The following is a 23,711-nucleotide window of genomic DNA, read 5'->3' on the forward strand; positions in this document are numbered from 1 at the left end:
AGCTGTCCCGGCGGTAGGCTTCAAGCCATGACACTCGCCATCCCCGCCCCTTCGCCGGTCTTTCAGCGCATAGCGCGGTTCACGCTGGACCAGTCTGCCCGCGACATTCCCGAGGCAACGCGGGCGCACGCCGCCCTTCTGCTGCTCGACACGCTCGGCATCTGCGCGGCGGCGGCCCCGATGGAGGCGGGCCGCATCGCGCGCAATATCGCGGTGGCGCTTTATGGCGCGGGCACGCCCGACCTTTCCGCGCCGATCCTCTTCGACGGTCGCCGCGCCAGCCTGGCCGGGGCCGGGTTCGCTGCCGCCAGCCAGATCGACAACCTCGACGGGCATGACGGCTACAACCCGACCAAGGGCCATATCGGGGTGGCGGTGGTGCCCGCGCTGGCCGCTTTGGCCCAAGCGCGCCCCGATCTGAGCGGCACGGATGCCCTCGCCGCGCTAGTGATCTCTTATGAGATCGCGGGCCGGGCGGGGATCGCCTTGCACGCCACGGTCAGCGACTACCATACCTCGGGCGCCTGGAACGGGCTTGGCGTCGTGGCGCTGGCGGCGCGGCTGCGGGGCCACAGCGCGGATCAGTTGCGCCACGGATTCGGCATCGCCGAATATCACGGCCCCCGCAGCCAGATGATGCGCGAGATCGCCAATCCGACCATGCTGCATGACGGGTCAGGCATGGGGGCGCTGGTCGGACTTTCGGCGGCGATCATGGCCGAGCAGGGCTTTACCGGCGCACCCGCGATCACGCTGGAGGGGGAAGAGGCCGCCCCCCATTGGGACGATCTGGGCACGCTCTGGCAGACCGATCTGCAATATATCAAGCCCTACCCGATCTGCCGGTGGGCGCATGCCCCGATCGATGCAGCACAGATGCTGCGGCCCGGACTGGACCCCACCCGGATCAGCGCCATCACCATCCGCAGCTTCGCCAATGCCGTGGCCCTCTTTCCGGACATGCCGGAGACGACCAGCCAGGCGCAATATTCCCTGCCCTTCGCGGTCGCCACGATGCTGGTGCATGGCGAGATCGGAGTGCCGCATATCTCGGGCGCGGGCCTGCGCGATGCGGATGTCGCCCGCCTGGTTGCGCGCACGCAGCTTGATGTCGCACCCGAGCACGAGGCGCGCTTTCCCGAGGGGCGATGGGCCGATCTCTCGATCACGCTGGAGGATGGCGAGGTGCTGCAATCGGGCGAGGTTCACGCGCGCGGCGGGCCCGAGCATCCATTCTCCGAGGCCGATATCTGCGCCAAGTTCATGGACTTCGCAGCACCTGTCCTTGGCCCGCTCCGCGCCGGTGCCATTCGTGACGCAACGCTGGCGCTGGCCTGCGAGGATGTCCCCTTCTCGACCTTGACAGACCTGCTGACAGATCCGCCCTAGGCGCTGGCGAACAGCCCCGCGTGGTCCTCTCGCAGGGCGTTCTTCTGCACCTTGCCCATCGTATTGCGCGGCAGGTCATCGGCGATGATCACCCGGCGCGGCTGCTTGAAGCGGGCAAGCTCGCCCTCCAGCCCCGCCAATACCTGCGCCTCCATCAGGCCGCGCCCCTCTTGCGGCACCACCACGGCCACCACCGCCTCGCCCATATCGGGATGCGGCACGCCGATCACGGCGCTTTCCAACACGCCGGGCAGATCGTCGATCACGGCCTCGACCTCTTTCGGATAGATGTTGAACCCGCCCGAAATGATCAGATCCTTGCCGCGCCCGACAATATGGACATAGCCATCTTCATCGACCCGCCCCAGATCGCCGGTGAGGAAGAAGCCGTTCTCGCGCAACTCCTCCGCCGTCTTTTCCGGCATGTTCCAATAGCCCGAAAAGACGTTTGGTCCCCGCACTTCCAGCATTCCGATCTCGCCCCGCGGCAGCTCCGCCCCGGTCTTGGGCTCGCAGATTTTCAACTCCACCCCCGGCAGCGGAAAGCCCACCGTGCCCGCGCGGCGTTCGCCGTCATAGGGGTTGGAGGTGTTCATGTTGGTCTCGGTCATGCCGTAGCGTTCAAGGATCGCATGGCCGGTGACCTCCTGCCATCTGGCGTGGGTCTCGGCCAGAAGCGGCGCGGAGCCGGAGATGAAGAGCCGCATGTTGCGCGCGGCATAGGCCAGCCCGAACTGCCGGAGCAGCCGCGTGTAGAAGGTCGGCACGCCCATCAACGCGGTGGCCTGCGGCATCACGTCGAGGATCGCGCCCTCGTCGAAGCCTTGCAGGAACAGGCAGGAGCCGCCCGCCATCAGGGTGATGTTGGTGGCGACGAAGAGGCCATGCGTGTGAAAGATCGGCAGCGCATGGATCAAGACGTCATCGCTGGTGAAGTGCCAATAGTCGCGCAAGGTCTCGGAGTTCGAGGCCAGCGCCCCATGGCTCAACATCGCGCCCTTCGAGCGGCCCGTCGTGCCGGAGGTGTAGAGGATCGCGGCCAGATCGTCGGCGTTACGCGGGACGGGGTCGAACCCGGGCCGTTCCGCATCGCGCGCGTCCGCGAGGGTGCCGGTCTCATCCGCCGCGATGGTCATGAGGTTCGGCACGGCGCAGTTGCGCGCGAGCCCTTCAAGCGCCGCATGTTTCTGCGCATCGCAGACCAGCAGCGTGGGCGTCGCGTCGCCCAGGAAATAGCGCAGCTCGCTTTCCGTGTAGGCGGGGTTCAGCGGCAGGAACACCGCACCGGAGAGGACACAGCCGAGATAAAGCTCCAGCATGGTTTGCGTCTTGGGGGCCTGCACCGCCACCCGGTCGCCGACGTGAACGCCCATGCGCCGCAGCGCGTTGGCGATCCGCTCGGCATTGGCGAAGAAATCACCATAACTGGTAACGCGGTCGGTGCCGACATGGCGCAGGAACGGCGCGTCCTCGCGCCCGACCGAGGCGGCGCGCAGGCGGTGGGCAAGATGGTTGGCGTCATACATCGGGCAAACGGGCCTTTCCGTGGTGGGTTTTCGGGTCAACCATGCGTCACCACCGGATCAATCGGCCCGAGCGGCCCGCCCATCGCCATCTCGACCGCGCGCGCGACCTGCAACAGGCGTGCCTCGCCGCGCGGGGGGCCGATCAGTTGCAGGCCCACGGGAACGCCGTGCCGGTCGCGTCCGACGGGCACCGACAGCGCGGGCAGACCGGCGGTCGCGGCCAGGAAGGAAAACCGCAGCCAGTCGATGTAGTCGGTCAGCGTCTGCCCCTCGATCTCGGTCGGGAACTCTTCCTCCACCGGGCCGGGCATCAGGCCGACGACGGGGCAGGCCAGCACGTCGAAATGTTTGAGGAAGGCGACCATGCGGTCGAAGATGTCGGATTTGGCGCGGCCCGCCGTGACGATGTCATCAAGGCTCAACTCACGCCCCTGCTGGATGTTCTGCCGCAGGCTGGCCTTGAACTGCGCCTGCACGGTCTCGGGCAGTGCGCCCGCGCCGTTGGCCCAGAGAAGCGCCCGCGCGGTGCGGTAAGCATGGTCGAGGCCGGTCACGTTCGGGCAATCCTCGGAGATCATGGCGCCCGCGCGTTCGACCTGACCCAGGGCGCGGCGCAGATGGGTCTCGACCTCCGGCGCGCAAGGAGCAAACCCGCCCAGATCGGGGGTGAAGGCGATGCGCACATGGGGGTCGGCCTCGGCCACCGCCTGCTGATAGGAGGTCTGGGGCGGCGGAAAAGAAATTGCCCAATCGGGGTTGAACCCCGCCATCGCGTCGAGGAACAGCGCGCAATCCCGCACCGAGCGCGCCATCGGACCCTGCACCGCCTCAAGGTGGAACCCGTTGCCCGCCGGCCCCGGCCCCGCGATACCCGGCGAGGGGCGCATACCCACGACACCGCAGAAGGCTGCCGGCGTGCGGCAGGAGCCCGCGAGGTCCGAGCCGTGGCTGAGCCAGACCTCGCCGGTGGCCAGCGACACCGCCGCCCCGCCCGACGATCCGCCCGCGTTCAGCGACGTGTCCCAGGGATTGCGGGTCATGCCGAAGACCGCGTTGAAGGTGTTGGCGCCCGCCCCCATCTCGGGCGTGTTGGTCTTGCCCAGGACGACGCCACCGCGCGCCTCCAGCCGCAACACCAGCGGCCCGCTTTCCTCGGGCACGAAATTGGCCAGGCCCGGCGTGCCCCAGGTGGTGCGCACGCCCGCGACGGGCGTCAGGTCCTTGATGCCGATGGGCAGCCCGGCCAGGTATCCGGGGTGATCGACCTGCGAACCGTCCAGCTCCGCCTTGCGCGCGCGGGTCTCGCAGAGCGTCGGCATGGCGTTGACATCGGGCTCAACCGTGCCAATCCGCGTGATCGCGACGTCGATCAACTCATCCCGGCTGACCTCGCCCTTTTTCAACAGCGCGACAGCCTCATGGGCCTGCAATGCGCAAAGCTCGGGCCCGGTGAATGGGGGCATTTCTGGTGTCATGGCACTCCTCCGTCAGGGCCGAACATGGCCCATCCCTCCCCCCTAGGCAATCGCCGCCGCGCCGATCATACTCGGCCCCATGACAGTGACCCCGCCCCGACCCCGGCCAATGCGAACGGCGATGCGCAATCTTGCGCTGCTGGTCTTGCTGGCCATCGGTCTGGCGCTGGCCGCCCTGCCAAGGATCGAGCGTTATTTCATCGCCGAGACGGCGGCGCGCGAAGAGGCGACGCTGCGCCTGGCCACCGCGTCCCTGCGCGGCGCGCTGGCCCGGTCCGAGGCGCTGCCCGCGCTGCTGGCCGAACGCCCGATCCTATCCGAGATCCTGCGCGACCCGGACAACGAGGGCCTCTTGCCCTTTGCCAATGAACAATTGCGCCAGACCGCGCTGACGCTGGAGCTGGCCGACATCTTCGTCATGGACCTGCGCGGCAACACCATCGCGGCCAGCAATTACCGGCGCGAGGCGTCCTTCGTCGGACGCAACTTCGCCTACCGGCCCTATTTCACGGACGCGCTGTCGCTCGGGCGCGGGCGGTTTCACGCGCTTGGCGTCACCTCCGGGCAGCGCGGCTACTATTTCGCCGCCCCGATCATCGACAATACCGAACTTCTGGGCGTGGTCGCGGTCAAGATCCATCTCGACACGTTCGAGCAGACCTGGCGCGACGGCGACAACACCATCATCGTGATGGATTCGAGCAATGTGATCTTCCTGTCGGACCGGGAGGAATGGCATTTCAACACGCTCGGGCCGATCCCCGATGGCGCGCGGGGCCGGATCGCGGCGACCCGGCAATATCCGCTGGACCAGTTGACCCCCCTGCCCGCCACGCGCGAGCCGCTTGGCCCCACGACCGAACTGCTGCGCATCGGAGCCGAGGAATATGTCACCAATATCGGCCTCATCGCTGCCGCGGGCTGGCGCGTCTGGGTGCTGACGCCGACCCGCCACGCGATCTTGCAGGCACGTCAGGCGCTGGCCTCGATCATCCTCGTCATCCTCTTTGCGGGGCTGGTCGGCGCGCTCTTCATCCAGCGCCGCGCGCGGCTTCTGGAACGCTTCGACCAGCAACGCCACCACAGTGAAGTTCTGGAGGCCCGCGTCACGGAACGCACCGCCGACCTGCATGACGCCAACGCGCAGCTGCGCCAGGAGGTCGAGGAACGCCGCCTGACCGAGGCGCGGCTGCGCAAGACCCAGACAGACCTGGTGCAGGCGGGCAAGCTGGCCGCATTGGGGCAGATGTCGGCAGCCCTCAGCCATGAGTTCAACCAGCCGCTTGCCGCCGTGAAATCCTATGCCGACAACGCCGCCACCTTCCTCGACCGCGACCGGCCCGAGGAAGCACGCCAGAATATCGGACTGATCAGCCAGATGGCCGACCGGATGGCCGCGATCTCGAAACACCTGCGCAACTTCGCCCGCCGTCCGCAGGAGAAAATCGGGCCGGTGCCGCTGCTGCCCGTTCTCGACGACGCGCTGGCACTGATGCGGGCGCGGCTGGCCGAGGTGGGGGCCGAAATCAGCTATGACCGGCCGGAAGAGGAGATCACCGTCATGGGCGGCCAGGTGCGGCTGCAACAGGTGCTGGTGAACCTTCTCTCCAACGCCATCGACGCGATGGAGGATCAGGAGGTGCCGGTCATCGAGATCAGCGTCGAGACCCGCGGCGGGCGCTGGCAGGTTTCGGTGCGCGACCACGGGCCGGGCCTGTCGGAGACCTCGCTGGCGCAGCTATTCGACCCGTTCTTCACCACGAAGAGCCCCGGCAAGGGGCTCGGGCTCGGCCTGTCGATCTCCTACAATATCGTGCGCGATTTCGGTGGCAGGCTGGCCGCGCATAACCATGAAGGCGGCGGCGCGGTCTTTACCGTCGATCTTGCCCCCGCCAGCGATGAGACGGAGATCGCCGCGCAATGACGTCCGAGACCATCCTCTTTGTCGATGACGAGGATCACCTGCGCCTGGCCGCCGAGCAGAGCCTGCAGCTTGAGGATCTGGACGTGACGACCTTCGCCGATGCCGCAACGGCGCTGTCCCATGTCGCGCGCGATTTCGCCGGAATCCTGGTGACCGACATAAGGATGCCCGGCATGGACGGGCAGGAATTGATGGCCCGCGCGCTGGAGATCGACCCGGAATTTCCCGTGATCCTGGTCACCGGGCATGGCGATGTCGAACTGGCGGTTCGGACGATGCGCGACGGGGCCTATGATTTCCTGGAAAAACCCTATGCCCCCGCAAGGCTGGTCTCGACCGTGCGCCGCGCGCTGGACAAGCGGCGGCTGACGCTGGAAAACCGCGCCCTGCGCAGCCAGGTCGGCGGGCGCGACGCGATCGAGGCGCGGCTGACGGGACGCTCGGACGTGATGATCAGGCTGCGCGGCCAGATCCGCGCCATCGCCGAGACCGGCGCCGACGTGCTGATCGAGGGCGCGACCGGAACCGGCAAGGAGGTCGCGGCCCGCGCGCTGCACCGCGCCTCGTCCCGCGCGGCAAGGCCCTTCGTGCATATCAACTGCGCCGCCCTGCCCGCCGACCTCATTGAAAGCGAGCTTTTCGGGCATGAGGCCGGGGCCTTTCCCGGCGCCACGCGACCGCGCTACGGGCGCTTTGAACATGCGCGCGGCGGCACCGTGTTCCTCGATGAGATCGAAAGCATGACGCAGCCCGTGCAGGCCAAGCTGCTGGACGCGATCCAGAACCGGGTGGTGACGCGGCTCGGCTCGAACGATCCGGTGGAACTGGACGTGCGTTTCATCGCCGCCAGCAAGCAGGACCTCAAGGCCGCCGCCGCCGCCGGTCAGTTTCGCGCCGATCTGCTCTACCGGCTGAATGTCGTGACGCTGCGGATGCCGGACCTGACCGAACGGCGCGAGGATGTGCCGCGCCTCTTCACGCAACTGGTCCATGAGGCCGCCGCCCGATACAAGCGCCCCTCCCCTCCCATCCCCGGTGCGGTCCTGACCGCCGTTGCCGCCCGCGACTGGCCCGGCAATGTGCGCGAATTGCGCAATGCCGCCGACCGCTTTGCCCTGGGCCTCGACCTCGATATCGGCGAGGCGGCGCCGCAGGAGGCCCGCAGCCTGAGCGAGGCGATGGCCGCGCATGAGAGATCCCTCATCGCGGCCAGCCTGACCAGCCATGGCGGCAGCCTCAAGGAGACCTACGAGGCGCTCGGCCTGTCGCGCAAGGCGCTCTACGAGAAGATGCAGAAATACGGGCTGGACCGGGACGCGTTCCGCCGGGACTGACCGCGATGGGCGGATTTCGACACATGATTGCGACGCCATGGGGCCCGACCGACCCATCGGGCCAGGAAATGTCGCGTCGATGCCCCTTGCGGCCCTCAGCGCCCTTGCCCTGGGGGAAGCCGCGCCCGCATGAGGGGGGTTGAGCGGATCGGGGCCTTGTGTCCCTTGCCGCCAATTCCAAAGGGAGAGGAAAACACATGACCTTCAAGAAACTCACCGCGCTTGCCATGACCAGCGCCCTTGCGAGCACCGCCGCCTTTGCGGAAAGCCACGAGGACCGCAGCGACTGGCCCGAGAGCTTCACCGTCGGCACCGCAAGCCAGGGCGGCACCTATTTCGCCTATGGCTCCGGTTGGGCCAACCTTGTGGCGGAAGAGCTTGGCCTGACCGGCGGCGGCGAAGTGACCGGCGGCCCGATGCAGAACATGGCGCTGGTCCATACCGGCGAGGCACAGTTCGGCATGACCACGATGGGCCCGGCGGCGGAAAGCCTGCAAGGCACCAACCCGATCGCGCCCGGTCTGCAAATGACCAATGCCTGCGCCATGTTCCCGATGTACCAGACGCCGTTCTCGATCACCGCGCTGTCGTCGTCGGGCATCATGTCGGTCGCGGATATTCCCGATGGCGCGCGCATCGGCTTTGGCCCCGCGGGTTCCACCTCGGACACCTATTTCCCGCGCATGATGGAAGAGCTCGGCGTCAACTTCGAGCGCCGCAATGGCGGCTGGTCCGACCTTGGCGGGCAGTTGCAGGATGGCCTTCTGGACGTGATCGCCTTTGCCGCCGGTGTGCCGGTTCCGGCTGTCAGCCAGCTTGAGGTGCAGACGGATGTGAACATCATCGAGTTCACCGAGGAAGAGCAGGCCGCGATCATGGAAGCCTTCCCGGTTTCCGCCTTCGAGATCTCGGCCGATATCTACACCACGCTGGAAGAGCCCGCGCGCTCGGTCTCGATGTGGAACTTCGCCATCGCCAATTGCGACCTGCCGGAAAGCTTCGTCTATGCCGTGGTCGATGTCGTGATGTCGGACAATGAGCGGATGATGAATATCCACCGCGCCGCACGTTCCACCCTGCCCGAGAACTGGGACAAGAACACCGTCATGATGTGGCACCCCGGTGCGGCCCGCTGGTTCACGGAAAACGCAGGCGCCGAGATTGCCGCCGACATGATCTACGGCGACATGTGATCGAAACCGGGCCAGTGGCCTGACACAGACGCCGCGTCCGGCTATGCTCGGGCGCGGCATTTTTTCAAACACCGGGGGAATCCCCGTGCGACACGCGCGGGGAAGCGGAGGGGACAATGACCACCAACACAAACGAGATCGACGAGATCGTGCTCGCCGAAGGCGTCGATGAGGAGCCGGTCGAGAAGAACCGCCGCCTCTTCACCGGGCCGTCCTTTGTCTTTATCGCCACCTTCTCGGCGCTCTATGCGGGCTTTCACATGCTGGCGCTCAACGGCGTGTCGATCAGCGACTGGACCGGGATCGAGATCCCCTTCCTGCCGACATTCCCGATGGAAACCTGGAATTTCCGCATTGTCCACGTCTCCGGCGCTTTGGCGCTCGGGTTCCTGCTATTCGCCGCGCGGCTGTTTCCCGATGACGAAAAGCCCGAAACCCGGACCCTGTCGCTGATCGGATACCTGCTGCTGATCCCGGCGCTTCTGGCCGGCTACATGGCCGTGAAATTCGCCTTTGTTATCAACAGCGGCACCTTGCCCGAAATGGGCGGGCTGACCACATGGGCCGCCTTCCCCGGCACCGAGATCTACGCGCAGGAAGTGCGCTGGTTCGGCATTCCGCTGCTCGTCGCCACCGGCGGCGCGATCGTTCTGGGTTGGTTCGAGAACACCCATCGCACCCGCTTTTCCACCTCGGATGTCGTGCTGGCGGTCTGCGGGGTCGTCGTCGCGCTCTACCTTGTGCCGATCTACTCCACCGCCGCGCGCAACTCGGTCGGGACCACCTTCGTGCCGATTGGCGTGGCATTTGCCGCCACCGCCGGCACCGCGCTGATCCTTGAGCTGACGCGCCGGGTCGCGGGGCTGGCGCTGGTCATCATCACCGGTGTCTTCCTGATCTACACCTTCACCGCGCATCTGCTGCCCGGCATCCTGGCCGTGCAGACGCCCTATAACTGGCAGCGCTTCTTCGGCTTCGTCTACACGGATGCGGGTATCCTGGGGCCGACCACGGCCGTCTCTTCGACCTATATCATCCTCTTCATCATCTTCGCGGCCTTCCTTCAGGCGTCGAAGGTGGGCGATTACTTCGTCAACTTCGCCTTCGCCGCGGCGGGGCGCGCGCGGGGCGGGCCCGCAAAAGTGGCGATCTTCGCCTCCGGCCTGATGGGCATGATCAACGGCACATCCGCGGGCAACGTCGTGGCCACAGGCTCGCTGACCATCCCGCTGATGAAGAAGGTCGGCTATCACAAGAAGACCGCCGGCGCGATCGAGGCCGCGGCCAGTACCGGCGGGCAGATCATGCCGCCGATCATGGGCGCGGGCGCCTTCATCATGGCCGAGATCACCGGTATCCCCTATACCGAGATCGCCATCGCGGCGATCATCCCCGCCGTGCTCTACTTCGCGTCGATCTACTTCATGGTCGACCTCGAGGCCGCCAAGCTGGGAATGCGCGGAATGCGCGAGGACGAGCTGCCCAAGTTCAAGCAGCTTGTGCGCCAGGTCTACCTGTTCATCCCGATCATCATCCTGATCGTGGCGCTGTTCATGGGCTATTCGGTGATCCGGGCGGGCACACTCGCGACCGTCGCCGCCGCCGTGGTCAGTTGGCTGACGCCGCACCGGATGGGCCTGCGCGCCATTATCAAGGCGTTCGAGCTGGCGGGTGTCATGTCGATCCAGATCATCACGGTCTGCGCCTGCGCCGGTATCATCGTGGGCGTGATCTCCCTCACCGGGGTCGGCGCGCGGTTCTCGTCCTTGCTGCTTGGCCTGGCCGAGGCCAGCCAGCTTCTGGCGCTGTTCTTCGCCATGTGTATCGCCATCCTTCTAGGGATGGGGATGCCCACCACGGCGGCCTATGCGGTGGCGGCCTCGGTCGTGGCGCCGGGCCTGGTGCAGCTTGGCATTCCGGCCCTGACGGCGCATTTCTTCGTCTTCTACTTCGCCGTCGTTTCGGCGATCACGCCCCCCGTGGCGCTGGCCAGTTACGCGGCGGCGGGGATATCGGGGTCGAACCCGATGGAGACCTCGATGGCGTCCTTCAAGATCGGCATCTCGGCCTTCGTCGTGCCCTTCATGTTCTTTTACAACTCGGCGATCCTGATGGACGGCACCTGGTTCGAGATCATCCGCGCCGCCGCAACCGCGACCGTGGGCGTGTTCCTGTTGTCCTCGGGCGTCCAGGGCTGGTTCATGGGAGGCCGCATGGCCTGGTTCATGCGGGTGGCGATCATCGCCGCGGCGCTGTTCCTGATCGAGGGCGGTTGGGTCTCGGACGTGATCGGGATCGGCGGGGCCGTGGCGGTCTTCTTCATCCAGAAGCTGTTCCACCCCGCCCCAGACGCCACCTTCGACGTGCGCGGCGCGGACTGACGATTGCGCGCAGAGATGAGATAGGGCCGTCCCGGATGCGGGGCGGCCCTATCTCTTATTGAAAATGGAGAGTTACTATACCATATTTGGGTATTAGGTTTGAGTTTGACCCGGCCAAGAGCGCCTCGAACATGGAAAAGCACGGCATCGATTTCGAGACCGCGCAGGCGATCTGGGACGATCCGTGGATGCTGGAGGTGCCAGCCCGAACCGAGGATGAGCCGCGCGTTCTGTCAATCGGCGCAATCGACGGTCGGCATTGGTCAGCCATCTGGACCCCGAGGGGCGACGCGGTGCGGATCATCTCGGTCCGGCGCGCCAGGAAAGAGGAGATCGCGTATTATGAAGGCCACTGATTTCGACGAGGCATTCGATGCGGGCGAGGATGTCGGCGGCAGCCTGGACTGGTCCAAAGCCCGCCGTCCGAATGACCAACCCCGGCGCGTGAACGTAGATTTCCCGGCCTGGGTCGTCGAAGCGCTGGACAAGCAGGCCCGCCACCTGGGCGTCACGCGGCAATCCCTGATCAAGCTGTGGATCGCCGAACGCCTGCAATAGACTGCGCGTCCCAAAGAAAAACGCGCCCCGGTCAGGGGGCGCGGCTTTCAGGGCAGCAGTATTCGTGTCAGCTCAGGCGGCTTCGGCCTGGCTGCGGCGTTCGCTTTCCTCACGGCTGAGCGCGACAGAGGTGCGCACACCGTTCGAGACAAAGGCCATCAGCCCCGTCACGACACGCTCGTTCGGGTCGATCCCGGCACAGGACAGCACTTCGCGGCCATCGCGCGAGCGTGCCCAACGGGCGATCTGATCGGGCCCGTTGCCGTATTTCTTGTCATCTGCAATGGCGTCATCCAAAGCGGCGAGGACCACGGCGGCAAAAAGCTTGCGCGACCGTTGGCCCTGTTCGAAGTTGAATGCCGTTCCATCAACGAAATCTCTCATTCCGTCGTCCTTTTATTGCTCTTGCATTTCCGGCGGTCCACCCGTTATGCCCAATCAAAGCCGATTCGTGTGTGCAACTTTTGCATATGTGCCATGCGCACCCCGCATGGCTCAGCTCGAATTCGCGCTATTTCCGGTGTCTTGCCACCCTACCAAGCGGCAGATATAGGTCCGGTCAACGAAATCTCAACCTTTTGCCACGGAAATGACACATGCCAAAAATCAACGGCAATGAAATTCGCCCCGGAAACGTGCTGGAGCATAATGGCGGCCTCTGGGCCGCGGTGAAGGTCGATCACGTCAAGCCCGGCAAGGGCGGCGCCTTCGCCCAGGTCGAGATGAAGAACCTGCGCAACGGCTCGAAATTGAACGAGCGCTTCCGCTCGGCGGACAAGGTCGAACGGGTGCGGCTGGAGCAGAAGGATCAGCAGTTTCTCTATGAAACCGACGGCATGCTGGTCTTCATGGACACCGAAACCTACGAGCAGATCGAACTGCCCGCCGACCTTCTGGGCGACCGCCGCCCGTTCCTGCAGGACGGCATGACAATCGTGGTGGAATTCCACGAAAGCGAGGCGCTGAACGCATCCCTGCCGCAAAAAGTGACCTGCAAGATCGTCGAGACCGAGCCCGTGGTGAAGGGCCAGACCGCCGCCAACAGTTTCAAGCCCGCGGTGCTGGACAACGGCGTCAAGGTCATGGTGCCGCCTTTCGTGGGCCAGGACGAGATGATCGTCGTCAACACCGAGACCATGGAATACTCCGAACGCGCGTGACGAAAATCCTTGTCCAAGGGTTTTCACGCCCGAAGAGGTTTTTTGAAAACTCTTCCGACCGCGAACGCTAGCGCCGCCCGCCCCAGGGCGATGACGGCGGCGGCCTGCGCCCCTGTCCGGTACGGGGGATGCGCGTTGTTGCGGTCGGCTCCACCTCGCGGGGGCGCGCGCGGCGCGGTCGGGAAACGGCCCGGTCGTCAAACGCTTCTTCATGCGGCGGGTGGCCGTGGGTCGCATTCCAGAAGGCCGGCCCGCCCCGCCGCAACCAGACCGGCACCGCCAGCACGACACCGGCGATGAAGCCACCGGCATGGGCCCAATAGGCGACCCCGCCGGTCAGCGTGTCGGCCGCCGCGCCATTGACCAACTGCATCCCGAACCACAGCCCCAGCATCAGCCAGGCGGGGACCGTGATGACCCGGAAAAAGACAAACAGGATCAGCAGGAAATCGACCCGCGCACGGGGGAACATCAACAAATATCCGCCCATCACGCCCGCAATCGCGCCCGAGGCCCCCACCATGGGAACCGGCGAATAGGGGTTGGCGATCATCTGCCCGAAGGCCGCCGCCACGCCCGCCGCGAGGTAGAAGACCAGGTAGCCCAGATGGCCCATCTGATCCTCGAGATTGTCACCGAAGATCCACAGGAACAGCATGTTGCCCGCCAGGTGCATCCAGCCGCCATGCAGGAACATCGAGGTGAAGATCGTGTAGGTCTGGTCGCCCTGGCTGACCTGCGCGGGCACCAGCGCCCAATCGGCGTAGAACGCCATCAACAGGCGCGGGGCCTCACCGATCGAGGGGAAATAGCTGAGGAAAACGCCGATATTGATCGTGATCAGAACCCAGGTGACAAAGGGCTTTCGTTCCGACGGGTTGTGATCGCGCAGGGGCAGCATGGGGTTCAGATTGCCCTTCTGCCGGTCCCGGTCAAGGGGGCGTCAGCGCGGGCTGCGCTCAATCCTCCAGGTCGTCGGCGGCCAGCGCGAGGCGAATCTCGCGGCGCACCAGTTTGCGCACATTGCGCGTGATGCGCTGGCCCAACTCGCCCTGCAACTCCTCGCGCACGACCTCGGCGACGATCTCGCGCAGGGTTTCCTCGTCCACGAAACCGGCATCCTCATCGGGGAAGGTAAAGGGCCCCTCGCCCAGATCCTCGACCTCCGAGCGGTCACGCGGCTCCGGCTCAGGCTCAAGATCGGCCGCCAGGTCCGGGGCGGGGTCTTCCGGGGCAACCTCCTCGGGCACCTCCTCCGTCACCGCGTCCTGCGGCTCGGTCTCCACCTCATCCGGCGCCGATGCGTCCTCCTCGCCCTCATCTTCCCGCGCACCCTTGCTGATCACGGCAGAGAGCACACCCGAGACGGCCATCTGGGCGGCCCGCGCCTCGGCCAGTTCGCGCGCGGCGAAGGGCGGTGCCTCGTCGGGGGAGGAAAAGGCCCCCTCCTCCGGCTCATACTCGGCCAGCGAACTGGACCGGCGAATGAAGGAGATCGGCGGGCTGTCGTCAGGCGCGTCCACCGCGTCATCCTCCGCCATGTCATTGGCGAGTTCCGCGGTCTCGGGGGCCTCCCGTGCGTCCGTGGCCTCATCCTCGGGGGGCGCGTCGTCGTCCGGCTCCGGCATGTCAGCCACATCCGCCATATCCGCCTCGGGCTCTGCATCCGTCAGGGGCGGGGAATCGTCGAACGCGACCGGCTCCGCCGGGTCCGCGTCATCGCCCGCGTCAGCATCCTCGACCGGCTCGCCCCACAATTCCTGCGCCCAATCCGTCCCCTCATCGCGGGACGGGTCGGGGTCGTCGCCACGCGGCGTGATCGGCACCCAGGGGTCCTCGGGGTCGGTCACACGCAAGGCGGGCGTCAGCACCAGCTTGTCCGGCGCGGTGGCATCCCCACCCTCGCCGGCCGGGGGCACGGCCTGCGTCCCCTCCGCCGGGTGATGTTCCGAGACAAGCCTGCGGATCGACGACAGGACATCCTCGATCTCATCGGATTTCATTGGGTCTGCCATGTCCTCACCACTCCGGTTTGGCTGCACCTGCCTCATGCGCGCGCCATCATTTTCACGCAAAGATACAGCCACAGGCCCGTTCGCACAATGGATAGGTAAATTTGCAGCGATTTCAGCCTGTCGGCTCAGTCCCGCCCGAGCCGGTCCAGCACCGCATCCAGCCGCTCGCCGCGCACCGTGGGCGTATGGATGGGTGCACGGTTGACCGCGTCGTAATAGGCCGTGGGATCGTATTCCGGCACGTCCAGGTTCAGATGCTCGACCGTCAGCAGGCCCATCGCCGCCAACAGGCCATAGCTGGCCTGGTAAAGCGATGTCTGCGCCTCGATCAGCCCGATCCGGGCATCCAGCAGATCCTGTTCGGCGTCCAGCACATCCAGCGTCGTGCGCGCCCCGAGCGAGGCCTCCTCCCGGACGCCTTCAAACGCCAGCCGGTTGGCGCGGATCTGCTGCTGCGAGGCCTGGATCGAGGCCGAGGCGATGCGGATCTGGGCGAAGGCATTGCCGATGCTCTGGTTGACCCGGCGCACGGTCTGGTTCAGCTCGGCCATGCTGGCATGCAGCGTGGCCAGCGCGATCCGCTCGGACGAGGCCAGCCGCCCGCCATTGTAGATCGGCTGCGAGAGGCTCAGGGTCAGCGAGGCGCTGGCGGAATCCTCGAACCATTCGCTGCGATCGGCGGGATCGACGGAACCCTCGGCGCGCAGGCTGAGGCTGGGGCCGTAATCGGTGCGCGCGGCGGCCAGGTTCAACTCGTCGGCGCGCTGGCCGTGTCTTCCGGCCTGAATCGAGGGGTGGTTCTGGCGCCCGATCTCCAGCGCCTCCTCCTGGCTGTCGGGCAGCGAGGGGATCACGCCCGGGCCGCTCAACGCACCGGGGCGGCGACCGACTGCCAGCAGGAACAGTTCGGAATCGATCATCAGCGCGCCCTGCGCCGAGACCAGCGCCCGCCGCGCCTCGGCCAGGCGCGCCTCGGCCAGCGCCACATCGGTGCGGGTATCCTCGCCGACCTCGAACCGGTCGCGCGCGGCACGCAACTGCTGCGTGATCACGCGCAGATTGCTTTCGCGGACGCTGACGACCTGCGCATCGCGCCAGACCTGCAGATAGGCGGTCACGGCGTCCAGCAACACCTGCTGCTCTAGGCCGATCAGCGATTGCCGCGTCGCCAGCACGGTTTCCCGCGCCGCGTCGCGCAAGAGTCTGCGCCCGCCACCATCATAGAGCAGCATCTCGGCGGTCAGCGTCAGCCGGTCGGTCTGGCGCGTGGTCGGCGTCTGCCACCGCGACGACGCGATGAAGGTGATCACCGGGCGCAAACCCGCCACCTGCTGTGCCACGCCTTCATCCTGTAGCCGCAGAAGATAGCGGTTCTGTTCCAGCACGTCGGAATTGCGATAGGCGGCCGCCAGCGTGTCGGCCAGGGTTTCGGCCCGCGCCACCTGACCGAGACCGATGATGGACAGCATCAGGACCGCCAGGAAGGAGGACAATATTCTTGTGAAACGCATCGACTGTCGCCCCTGTTCAACCTGATACCCCGCCCCGGAATGATCGGCGCCCTGCCTCAAAACACGAATTCTTCGGCGCGGCGAAATCCGGGCAATACCGGGGCTGTGGCGTTGAACGACATGCGCCAGAAGACCCGTCCATCCAGCTTGTGGCCGATCCGGGCCTCGCCAAGCGCACCCGTCATGAAGATCGCCGCGATCCGTCCGCCTTCCTTGAGCTGGTCCAGCAGGGCCGGCGGCACCTCTTCCACGCCGCCCTCGATGACGATCGCATCATAGGGCCCGTGCTTGACGCTGCCCTCGGCCAGGGGCCCTTCGATCACAGCGACATTGTCGACACCCTGCGCGGCCAGGATATCCTGCGCCTCGGCGGCCAGGTCCGGCACATCCTCAATGGCGATGACGGCCTCGGCCAGATGCGCCAGCACTGCGGCGGAATAGCCAAGCCCGCAGCCCAGATCCAGCACCAGGTCGCCCGGCTGAATATCCAGCGCGTCCAGGATCTTGCCCATCGTGCGCGGCTCCAGCACCACGCGGCCGCCTTCCAGGGTCACGTTCTCGCCGACATAGGCCACGTCGCGCAGGCTGTCGGGCAGGTAGGCCTCGCGCGCGACGTCGAGCATGGCCTCGATGATGTTGAACTTGGTGACATCCTGCGGGCGCACCTGCGTATCAACCATCATGGTGCGGAGAGCGGTGAAATCCTGCATGATCACATCCAGCGGCTTGTTATCGTTTCGCCCGTCTTGCCACAGGTGTCCCGGCAGGGCAACGCAGGAAGGACGCCTGCCGCGAAGGCAAGGGCGAAACGTGGCACGAAAGCCCCGCGAACCTGCTTGCACCCCGCCCCGCTTTGAGGCAAAACCAGCGCCAGACCACAAGCGCGGCGAGTTGGCGGAGTGGTGACGCAGCGGATTGCAAATCCGTGTACACCGGTTCGATTCCGGTACTCGCCTCCATTTCATTCTAAATCATAGGGTTAGCGGCTGAACGGTCGGGTGTGACACAAAGTGGGACACACGCCCTATGATGCTGTCATCCTATCTAAGCCCCTCAAGACACGGGATTTACTACTTCCGCTGGCCTATCCCTCCGTCCTCAGACGGAAAGCGGACCACGGTTCGCATCTCCCTGCGGACCCGTTGCCCGGATCGGGCTGGTGATTTGGCCCGCCATCTTGCATCCTGCGGACGAATACTGCGCGAGAACAATGCATTGGCGGGACTGAGACAAAGCGAGATACGCGAGAAGGTGCAAGCCTACTTCAAGGCGCAACTGGACCAGTACCTTGACTGGTTGGACCGGCGCGGCTTGTCGAAGAATGCCTTGGCCGATGCCCGCGAAGAAATGCTGGACCATGACAGCATGGTCGATCTTGAAAGCGTCCATCCTCAATACCTGCCAATCGCCCGCTTCAAGACGAAGATGGAAGTCTCGGACGCCGATTGGGACGCAAGTCTGCCCCGCATCGCCATTGAACTACGCAAGGGTCGCCGGGACATGCTAAGGCGCGTTCTGGAAGCCGCTGAGCGCCTTGAGCATTATTCCTATGACGATGCCCCAGCCATCGCTCCTGCCGCTCCTGCGCCCGCTCTGCCAGCGTCATCGCCCTTGGGTGCGGCGGTAGATGATTTCATCGCTGAGCATTCGCGCCAATGGGCTGACAAGACCATCGGCCAGAACCGGGCATACCTGAATATCCTTGTCGAATACTTCGGCCCTGATCGGCTGCTTGCCACGATCACCAAGCAGGATGCGAGCGAGGTCAAGAAAGTGTTGCAGGCGCTACCGGCCAGCCGGAACACGAAGCCCAAGTTGAAGGCCATGCCGTTGATGCAGGTCATCAAGGAACCGGGGCACAAGAATATCGCGGCCAAGACGATCAACAGCCACATCCAAATGTTCAAGATGTTCTTCGACTGGGCAGAACGTCATGGACATTCACCGCACACGCTCTTTGAAGGCATGAAGGTGGCTAAAGAGAAGAACGCGGAAACCACTGTAAAGCCCTACACGCCGGACCAGACAGCCCTGATTTTCAGGGAGTTGACTGACAACCCCTCTGTATCCGTCCGGCGTGACCGCCGTTGACAATCAAGTTGCCTGCCAATTCCAGGGTGCCAGTTCGTCGAGGCGGTTGATCTTGTGATCGGCGATGTGTGTCAGCACCCAGGTGAGCCAGGCTTCCGGATTGACGCGGTTCATGCGGGCTGTCTCGACGAGGGTGTAGGCGATGGCCGCGGCCTTGCCGCCGCCTTCCGATCCCATGAACAGATAATTCTTCCGCCCGAGAGTCAGCGGCCGGATTGACCGCTCGCAGATGTTGTTATCCAACTCCAACTGGCCATCTTCGAGATAGGCCCGTGCTTTGGGCATGCGACCGAGGGCGTAGCGAATGGCCTCGGCCAGTTTGGTTTTTCCGGAGATTTTCGGCAGCTGAAGTTTCAGCCAGTTCTCCAGGTCGTCGAAGATGGGTTTGGCCTTGGCCTGTCGCAGGGCGACGCGTTCTTCGGGCGGCTTGTACCGCGCCTCCTTTTCGACGGCATAGAGCCCGGCGATGCGCTCGATGGTTTCCCGGGCGATGGTGGAGCCGTTTCGCTCAAAGACGTCCACGAACTTGCGGCGGACATGCACCATGCAGGCCTGTTCCGCGGCCAGACCCTCGCCGAACAACCCGTTGAAGCCGGTAAATCCGTCAGCATGCACGATGCCCTTGTAACCCGCGAGATGCGCGGCGGGATGTTTGCCCTTGCGGTCCACGCTGAACTGGTACCACGCGCAAGGCGGGGCCTGGCCACACCACGGTCGTTCATCGCGGACATAGCTCCACATCCGCGCGGTCTGGGCTTTGCCGGTCTTGCCCTTTGTCTGCATCTTGACCGGGGTATCGTCGGCGAAGAGCGCGGGCCCCGCGCGCACGAGCTTGCCGATGTGATCGGCCAAAGGCTCCAGAAGCGCGGTGGAACGCCCGACCCAATCGGTCAGCGTCGACCGGTGCAGATCGACCTTCTCGCGGGCGTAAATTTCGGACTGCCGGTAGAGCGGCAGATGATCGCAATACTTGCCGACCAATACGTGCGCCAACAGACCGGGGCCTGCGCGGCCACGTTCGATCGGGCGGCTCGGCAGCGGCGTTTGAGCGAACGTCTCGCAGCAGGAGCAGGCCATGCGCGGGCGAATGATTTCGCGGACAACAAAGTGGCCGGGGACGTATTCCAGTTCTTGCGTTACATCCTCGCCAAGGGTCCGCAGGGCTCCGCCGCAGTCGGCGCAGGTCTCGCCGGGGGAGAGAACCTCGGATTGTCGCTCCAGGTGATCAGGCAGCGGAGCCCGGCTGTGTTTCCGTTTGGTGGGTTTATCGTCATCGACCGTTTCGTCGTACTGATCGATTTCATCCAGCTGAGCCGCCGCGGCTTCAGCAATCTCGGTGTCTTCCTGCAGATCGAACGCCAACTGGTCGAGGCTTTCGGATTTGGAGCCGAACCGCGCCTTGCGATGACCGGCCAGTTGATGTTCGAGCTTCTCGATCTTCAGCGCCTGGGACCTGGCCAGATCGTGCAGCTGTGCCGCGACGGCGCGGAGCTCGTCGGGATCGGATGGCAGGGTTTGAGGCGTCTCCAGCATTGCCGGAAGAGTACTGTTTCGCCGTGCGCAAGTGAAGCTTAGGTTGCTGGATTCTCTCGCAAATTGCCGGTCGTCAGAGGCCGCCACGTCTTCTGCGGCATGCGCCAGTCAATCCCTTCCAGAAGCATCGACAATTGCGACGGACTGAGGCTGATTTTGCCGTCCTTGGCGGCGGGCCAGACAAAGCGCCCGCGCTCCAGACGTTTCGAGAACAGGCACGCGCCCTGTGCGTCCCACCAGATGATCTTCAACAGGTCGCCCCGGCGCCCGCGGAACACGAACAGGTGGCCCGAATAGGGGTCTTCCTCGAGCGTCTTCTCGGCCTGCGCTGCAAGCGTGTTGAACCCCCGCCGCATGTCCGTGACCCCGGCGGCAAGCCAGACTCGCGTGTTGCTCGGCACCGGGATCATGCCATCAGGCCCTGGACGAGACCGACCACCGCCGACAACGCCGTCGGTCCTTCAACGACGATCCTCCGCCCGTCCGAGAGCGTGATGTCGACGCGATTGGCCATGACGGCCCCGTCGGTCAAATCGGCCCCCGCCACACTCGCTGCAACCATTTGATCGTCAATCGCCGGACCGGAAATCTCCACCGGCAGGAAGACGTCGCCGTCCTCCGGCCCGCAGTTCTCTTCCTTCGGTCCGGGCGCGTAGCGCGGGTCCCGCAACCAGGTGAAGATCAGGTTGGAATTCATCGAATACCGCCGCGCCACCTGGGCAACCGAGACGCCCGGCACCAGGGTCTGACTGCAGATCGACCGCTTCTCCTCGTCAGACCAGAACCGCTTCTTCTGGCCCTTCTTTCCCGCCATGGAGTGCCTCAAGATGTCCATTGTTAATCATGGACATTATCGGCAGCAGTCCCCCTCCGTCAGAGCGGTCACGCCGGACGGATACACCCCTCTGGCCTCGTTCGGAAGGACAGTCACAAGTGGGGCGTGCTGTTGGGCCTGTTCACTGGGGCGCGTCTGAACGAGATTTGCCAACTCGACATTGCTGATATTCAGCAAGACGGCGACCAGTGGTTTCTGAACATCACAGACGAAGGCGACGACAATAAGCGCGTTAAGGCAAGTGCAAGCCGACGGAAAGTCCCACTGCACACGGAGTTGATCCGGCTAGGCTTTCTTGACTTCGTTGAAAGCCGAAAGTGCGGCCAGCGCCTATTCCCGGACTACAGCTACAACGTCAATGGCGGCTACGGTCGCAATCTGGGGCGCTGGTACAATGAAAGCTTCTTACCCAAACTTGGGATCAAGAAACCGGGTATCGTCTTTCACAGCTTCCGACACACGATGGTTACGCGGCTTGGGCGTGCTGACGTGCCGGAACCGATCTATCAATGCATCGTCGGCCATGCTCGGGCCGGGGTCACACAACAAGTCTACCTGCGGCAAGGCTTCACTTTGCGCCAGTTGAGCGAGGCCATCGAAAAGTTTCGTGTCTGACGGGTCGCGCCGTTCCTAATCGTTACCAGTAATGCGGGAGCGGCGCAGACGGCGCGACCGACAGGGTATTCCAATAAGCTTTTACTACCATATCTTTCAAAAGGCTATACGACCTCCACACATATAGGGGAAACCCTAGAGCGGTTCACGGGATGCCCGAAACGCCTGCAAGCGTCCTTCGTACCCATCGGGTTCCAGCAACCCTGCAATGTCTGGCGCGATGGGGTCTTCGCTTGGCTCGACATTCTCACCTTCGCCCATGTCGAACTCGACTTTGTTTTCTACGCCGAACATGTCCTTGAAAACCGCTTTCATGGTGTCTTCCAGAACATCCCGCATGTCGTGGTGCACAATGAAGCTGTCATGCACCGGCAAGCAGGCATAGCCCATGCCAGCAAATCTGAGCATCACGGTTTCGGCCAGATCACTGTCCATACGTTGAAGCCGCAACCCGAAACCGGTCCCGAAGTGATCCGCACATTCCGGATAGCTATCGACAATGAAACGCTTGAAGTCTGTCCAGTTTCGACCGGTTAGCGTTTCTTCATACTTCTCTATTTTCTTCATCTCCTTGACGCTATCGGCATTCAGAAGCGCATTGAAAGTCTTCTTCACAAGTCTGCGCTCATCCTCATTCCCCTTGTTCGTGACACAGCGTGCATATGGGTCGGTGGGAATGTCCTTGCCTGCCAGTGCGAACAGCATCGCGGGATGGATGCCGGAATAATCAACCTCGACCGTCTTCTTGCCGTCGATCAAGATGTGCCGCCGCAAATGGCTGGGAATGCTGATCCACCATGCACCGTAGAAGCGCCCGCCCTGTTCCCACTCATCGTTGTTGAAAACCCGGTAGACCGTGCGCGCGGCAAAGTCGAAGGACTGAGCGGCTTCATCGTCCCGTGTCCCGTCTATGCGCTTCAACTCTTGGGCCAGTTGTACGTCCGTCAGTGCCAGGTCTGCCCAATGGCTTTCCAGCATGTCGTTGATGATACGCAGTTGATCCCGCGCCACGTTCGCGAAGGCGTTATCGCCATACTCGACAAGCCGCTTCTTGCTGTCTTTCAAGCGGATGCCTTCGGCGTTCGGGTGCCGTCGCAGATCGACCACAGAGGCACCGGCCCGGTCAATCCCTGCCATTAAGGAAGGGGTCGCCATGTAGCGGGCCACACGGCTGTTCTTCTTCGCGGGGTCATCCCAGTGCGGCGTGCTCATCACGATCAACCCGGCGTCTTCCAATGCGTCCATCGCAGCGGTGAAGGTCCGATAGGACAAGAAGCTGGCCCCATATCGAGACTTGCTTTTCTTCGTGATCGCGGTCGCACCGCTCGCAATGCCCACCTCAAGCGAAGGGTCGCTTTCATGCGCCCGGAACAGGTCCAGTACGATGGCCTTGATGGACGCTTCAAAACGCGGCTGCGCATCGGACTTGAGCGGTTTGGGACGTGCGGCGGTCAGGTCGGCGCAGAGCGTGTCCAGAAACGCGGACAGCGCCGGGGCGTCGGTGGTCCATTGCGGGTCAAACGGGCGCGAAGGCATGGGGCATATCTATCTGTTTTCCGTTGGCTATCACGAACACCGCGACTTCCGTTCGCCACCTTGGACCGCTAAGGTGACAAGAAACAAGGACAAGGGCAGACCCTACCACATGGCCGGAAAATACGACGACCTCACCCGCGCGCAACTTGTCGAACTGCTGGAAAAGCGCGACCGGACCAAGAAGCTGGGGCTGGTGTGGGAGCGGGACGAGATCGAGGCGGACGCGGCGGTGGATGCCAACTTCATCGCCTGCCGGATCGACGAGGCGCTGTCGGACAAGCCCGCGCCATGGGACAATCTGGTGATCGAGGGCGACAACTTCGACGCGCTGCGCTGGCTGCGCATGACCCATGCAGGCCGGGTGAAGTGCATCTACATCGACCCGCCCTACAACACCGGCAACAAGGATTGGGTCTATAACGACAGCTATATGGACAAGGAGGACCGGTTCCGCCAGTCCACATGGCTGGAGTTTCTCTATCGCCGCCTGACACTGGCGCGGGACTTGTTGGCCGAAGACGGGGTGCTGCTGGTGTCGATCAATGACGACCAGCGGGCTGGACCTGTCACGGTTTGATGCCGCTCCTTTGATAGCATTTACTGCAACAAAGGAGACTGACTATGGGACTGAAACG

The 23,711-nt window shown here is 64.4% G+C and carries 22 protein-coding genes and 1 tRNA gene; 12 read left to right on the forward strand and 11 right to left on the reverse strand.

Annotation, left to right across the window (positions count from 1 at the left end; all coding sequences use genetic code 11):
* Positions 1 to 27 precede the first annotated feature (27 nt).
* Entirely contained in the window at positions 28 to 1,389 is a 1,362-nt protein-coding gene (locus HNS34_RS15125; protein WP_172320936.1) for an MmgE/PrpD family protein, read from the forward strand.
* Here the strand turns inward: HNS34_RS15125 and HNS34_RS15130 are convergent.
* Together HNS34_RS15130 and HNS34_RS15135 are read right to left on the reverse strand one after the other, a co-directional pair.
* Positions 1,386 to 2,915 (reverse strand): malonate--CoA ligase, encoded by a 1,530-nt coding sequence (locus HNS34_RS15130; RefSeq protein WP_172320937.1) that lies wholly within the window; start codon positions 2,913 to 2,915, stop codon positions 1,386 to 1,388. The two genes, HNS34_RS15125 and HNS34_RS15130, sit on opposite strands and share 4 nt — an antisense overlap.
* Before the next feature lie 35 nt (positions 2,916 to 2,950).
* The gene (locus HNS34_RS15135; protein WP_172320938.1) at positions 2,951 to 4,390 is read right to left on the reverse strand and encodes an amidase; all 1,440 of its coding nucleotides are present in this window, start codon (positions 4,388 to 4,390) and stop codon (positions 2,951 to 2,953) included.
* 121 nt (positions 4,391 to 4,511) lie between these two features.
* On the opposite strand from HNS34_RS15135, the gene HNS34_RS15140 reads away from it, so the two are divergent.
* The 6 genes from HNS34_RS15140 to brnA all read left to right on the forward strand — a co-directional run bounded on the left by HNS34_RS15140 (position 4,512) and on the right by brnA (position 11,780).
* Positions 4,512 to 6,314: a sensor histidine kinase gene (locus HNS34_RS15140; protein WP_235952753.1), complete on the forward strand. Its 1,803-nt coding sequence runs from the start codon at positions 4,512 to 4,514 to the stop codon at positions 6,312 to 6,314.
* The gene (locus tag HNS34_RS15145) at positions 6,311 to 7,648 is read left to right on the forward strand and encodes a sigma-54-dependent transcriptional regulator (protein ID WP_172320940.1); all 1,338 of its coding nucleotides are present in this window, start codon (positions 6,311 to 6,313) and stop codon (positions 7,646 to 7,648) included. The genes HNS34_RS15140 and HNS34_RS15145 overlap by 4 nt, the downstream gene beginning before the upstream one ends.
* 197 nt (positions 7,649 to 7,845) lie before the next feature.
* Positions 7,846 to 8,841, forward strand: a complete 996-nt coding sequence (locus HNS34_RS15150; protein WP_172320941.1) for a TAXI family TRAP transporter solute-binding subunit — start codon at positions 7,846 to 7,848, stop codon at positions 8,839 to 8,841.
* 116 nt (positions 8,842 to 8,957) lie between these two features.
* Positions 8,958 to 11,222, forward strand: coding sequence for a TRAP transporter permease (locus tag HNS34_RS15155; RefSeq protein WP_172320942.1), 2,265 nt, complete (start codon positions 8,958 to 8,960; stop codon positions 11,220 to 11,222).
* A gap of 86 nt (positions 11,223 to 11,308) precedes the next feature.
* On the forward strand, positions 11,309 to 11,578 hold the full coding sequence (locus HNS34_RS15160) for a BrnT family toxin (protein WP_235952754.1): 270 nt from the start codon (positions 11,309 to 11,311) through the stop codon (positions 11,576 to 11,578).
* Positions 11,565 to 11,780 carry a type II toxin-antitoxin system BrnA family antitoxin gene (gene brnA / locus HNS34_RS15165; RefSeq protein ID WP_172320943.1) on the forward strand — a complete coding sequence of 72 codons (216 nt, stop codon included), beginning with the start codon at positions 11,565 to 11,567 and terminating at the stop codon, positions 11,778 to 11,780. Before HNS34_RS15160 ends, brnA begins: the two co-directional genes overlap by 14 nt.
* Before the next feature lie 72 nt (positions 11,781 to 11,852).
* On the opposite strand, the gene HNS34_RS15170 is transcribed toward brnA, so the two are convergent.
* Positions 11,853 to 12,164, reverse strand: coding sequence for a DUF6280 family protein (locus tag HNS34_RS15170; protein ID WP_172320944.1), 312 nt, complete (start codon positions 12,162 to 12,164; stop codon positions 11,853 to 11,855).
* A gap of 212 nt (positions 12,165 to 12,376) precedes the next feature.
* Here HNS34_RS15170 and efp point away from each other — a divergent pair, with 212 nt between their 5' ends.
* Positions 12,377 to 12,940 carry an elongation factor P gene (gene efp / locus HNS34_RS15175; protein WP_172320945.1) on the forward strand — a complete coding sequence of 188 codons (564 nt, stop codon included), beginning with the start codon at positions 12,377 to 12,379 and terminating at the stop codon, positions 12,938 to 12,940.
* A gap of 67 nt (positions 12,941 to 13,007) precedes the next feature.
* Here the strand turns inward: efp and HNS34_RS15180 are convergent, their stop codons facing one another.
* From HNS34_RS15180 to HNS34_RS15195, 4 genes are all read right to left on the reverse strand, one after another.
* On the reverse strand, positions 13,008 to 13,841 hold the full coding sequence (locus HNS34_RS15180; RefSeq protein WP_172320946.1) for a rhomboid family intramembrane serine protease: 834 nt from the start codon (positions 13,839 to 13,841) through the stop codon (positions 13,008 to 13,010).
* Between the two features lie 58 nt (positions 13,842 to 13,899).
* Positions 13,900 to 14,955, reverse strand: a complete 1,056-nt coding sequence (locus HNS34_RS15185; protein ID WP_172320947.1) for a hypothetical protein — start codon at positions 14,953 to 14,955, stop codon at positions 13,900 to 13,902.
* Between the two features lie 125 nt (positions 14,956 to 15,080).
* On the reverse strand, positions 15,081 to 16,466 hold the full coding sequence (locus HNS34_RS15190; protein ID WP_172320948.1) for a TolC family outer membrane protein: 1,386 nt from the start codon (positions 16,464 to 16,466) through the stop codon (positions 15,081 to 15,083).
* A 56-nt stretch (positions 16,467 to 16,522) separates the two neighbouring features.
* A complete protein-coding gene (locus HNS34_RS15195; protein WP_172320949.1) occupies positions 16,523 to 17,176 on the reverse strand; it encodes a protein-L-isoaspartate O-methyltransferase family protein in 654 nt (217 codons plus the stop codon).
* Between the two features lie 175 nt (positions 17,177 to 17,351).
* On the opposite strand from HNS34_RS15195, the gene HNS34_RS15200 reads away from it, so the two are divergent.
* Together HNS34_RS15200 and HNS34_RS15205 are read left to right on the forward strand one after the other, a co-directional pair.
* Positions 17,352 to 17,425: transfer RNA gene (locus HNS34_RS15200), tRNA-Cys, on the forward strand.
* Positions 17,426 to 17,630: 205 nt separating this feature from the next.
* A complete protein-coding gene (locus HNS34_RS15205; protein ID WP_172320950.1) occupies positions 17,631 to 18,557 on the forward strand; it encodes a hypothetical protein in 927 nt (308 codons plus the stop codon).
* A gap of 3 nt (positions 18,558 to 18,560) precedes the next feature.
* On the opposite strand, the gene tnpC is transcribed toward HNS34_RS15205, so the two are convergent.
* From tnpC to tnpA, 3 genes are read right to left on the reverse strand one after another with little or no spacing between them, the layout of a single operon-like run.
* On the reverse strand, positions 18,561 to 20,090 hold the full coding sequence (gene tnpC, locus HNS34_RS15210; RefSeq protein ID WP_172320951.1) for an IS66 family transposase: 1,530 nt from the start codon (positions 20,088 to 20,090) through the stop codon (positions 18,561 to 18,563).
* A 38-nt stretch (positions 20,091 to 20,128) separates the two neighbouring features.
* Positions 20,129 to 20,500 carry an IS66 family insertion sequence element accessory protein TnpB gene (gene tnpB / locus HNS34_RS15215; RefSeq protein WP_172320952.1) on the reverse strand — a complete coding sequence of 124 codons (372 nt, stop codon included), beginning with the start codon at positions 20,498 to 20,500 and terminating at the stop codon, positions 20,129 to 20,131.
* On the reverse strand, positions 20,497 to 20,904 hold the full coding sequence (gene tnpA, locus HNS34_RS15220) for an IS66-like element accessory protein TnpA (protein ID WP_172320953.1): 408 nt from the start codon (positions 20,902 to 20,904) through the stop codon (positions 20,497 to 20,499). Before tnpA ends, tnpB begins: the two co-directional genes overlap by 4 nt.
* A 126-nt stretch (positions 20,905 to 21,030) precedes the next feature.
* On the opposite strand from tnpA, the gene HNS34_RS15225 reads away from it, so the two are divergent.
* Positions 21,031 to 21,540, forward strand: a complete 510-nt coding sequence (locus tag HNS34_RS15225) for a site-specific integrase (protein ID WP_172320954.1) — start codon at positions 21,031 to 21,033, stop codon at positions 21,538 to 21,540.
* A 135-nt stretch (positions 21,541 to 21,675) separates the two neighbouring features.
* Here HNS34_RS15225 and HNS34_RS15230 read toward each other — a convergent pair whose 3' ends face one another.
* Positions 21,676 to 23,076, reverse strand: coding sequence for a hypothetical protein (locus HNS34_RS15230; RefSeq protein ID WP_172320955.1), 1,401 nt, complete (start codon positions 23,074 to 23,076; stop codon positions 21,676 to 21,678).
* A 73-nt stretch (positions 23,077 to 23,149) separates the two neighbouring features.
* Here HNS34_RS15230 and HNS34_RS21035 point away from each other — a divergent pair, with 73 nt between their 5' ends.
* Positions 23,150 to 23,653: a DNA methyltransferase gene (locus tag HNS34_RS21035; RefSeq protein ID WP_214647500.1), complete on the forward strand. Its 504-nt coding sequence runs from the start codon at positions 23,150 to 23,152 to the stop codon at positions 23,651 to 23,653.
* Positions 23,654 to 23,711: the final 58 nt, after the last annotated feature.

The sequence above is a fragment of the Alterinioella nitratireducens genome (assembly GCF_013155465.1).
In the GTDB taxonomy this organism is placed as follows: domain Bacteria; phylum Pseudomonadota; class Alphaproteobacteria; order Rhodobacterales; family Rhodobacteraceae; genus Alterinioella; species Alterinioella nitratireducens.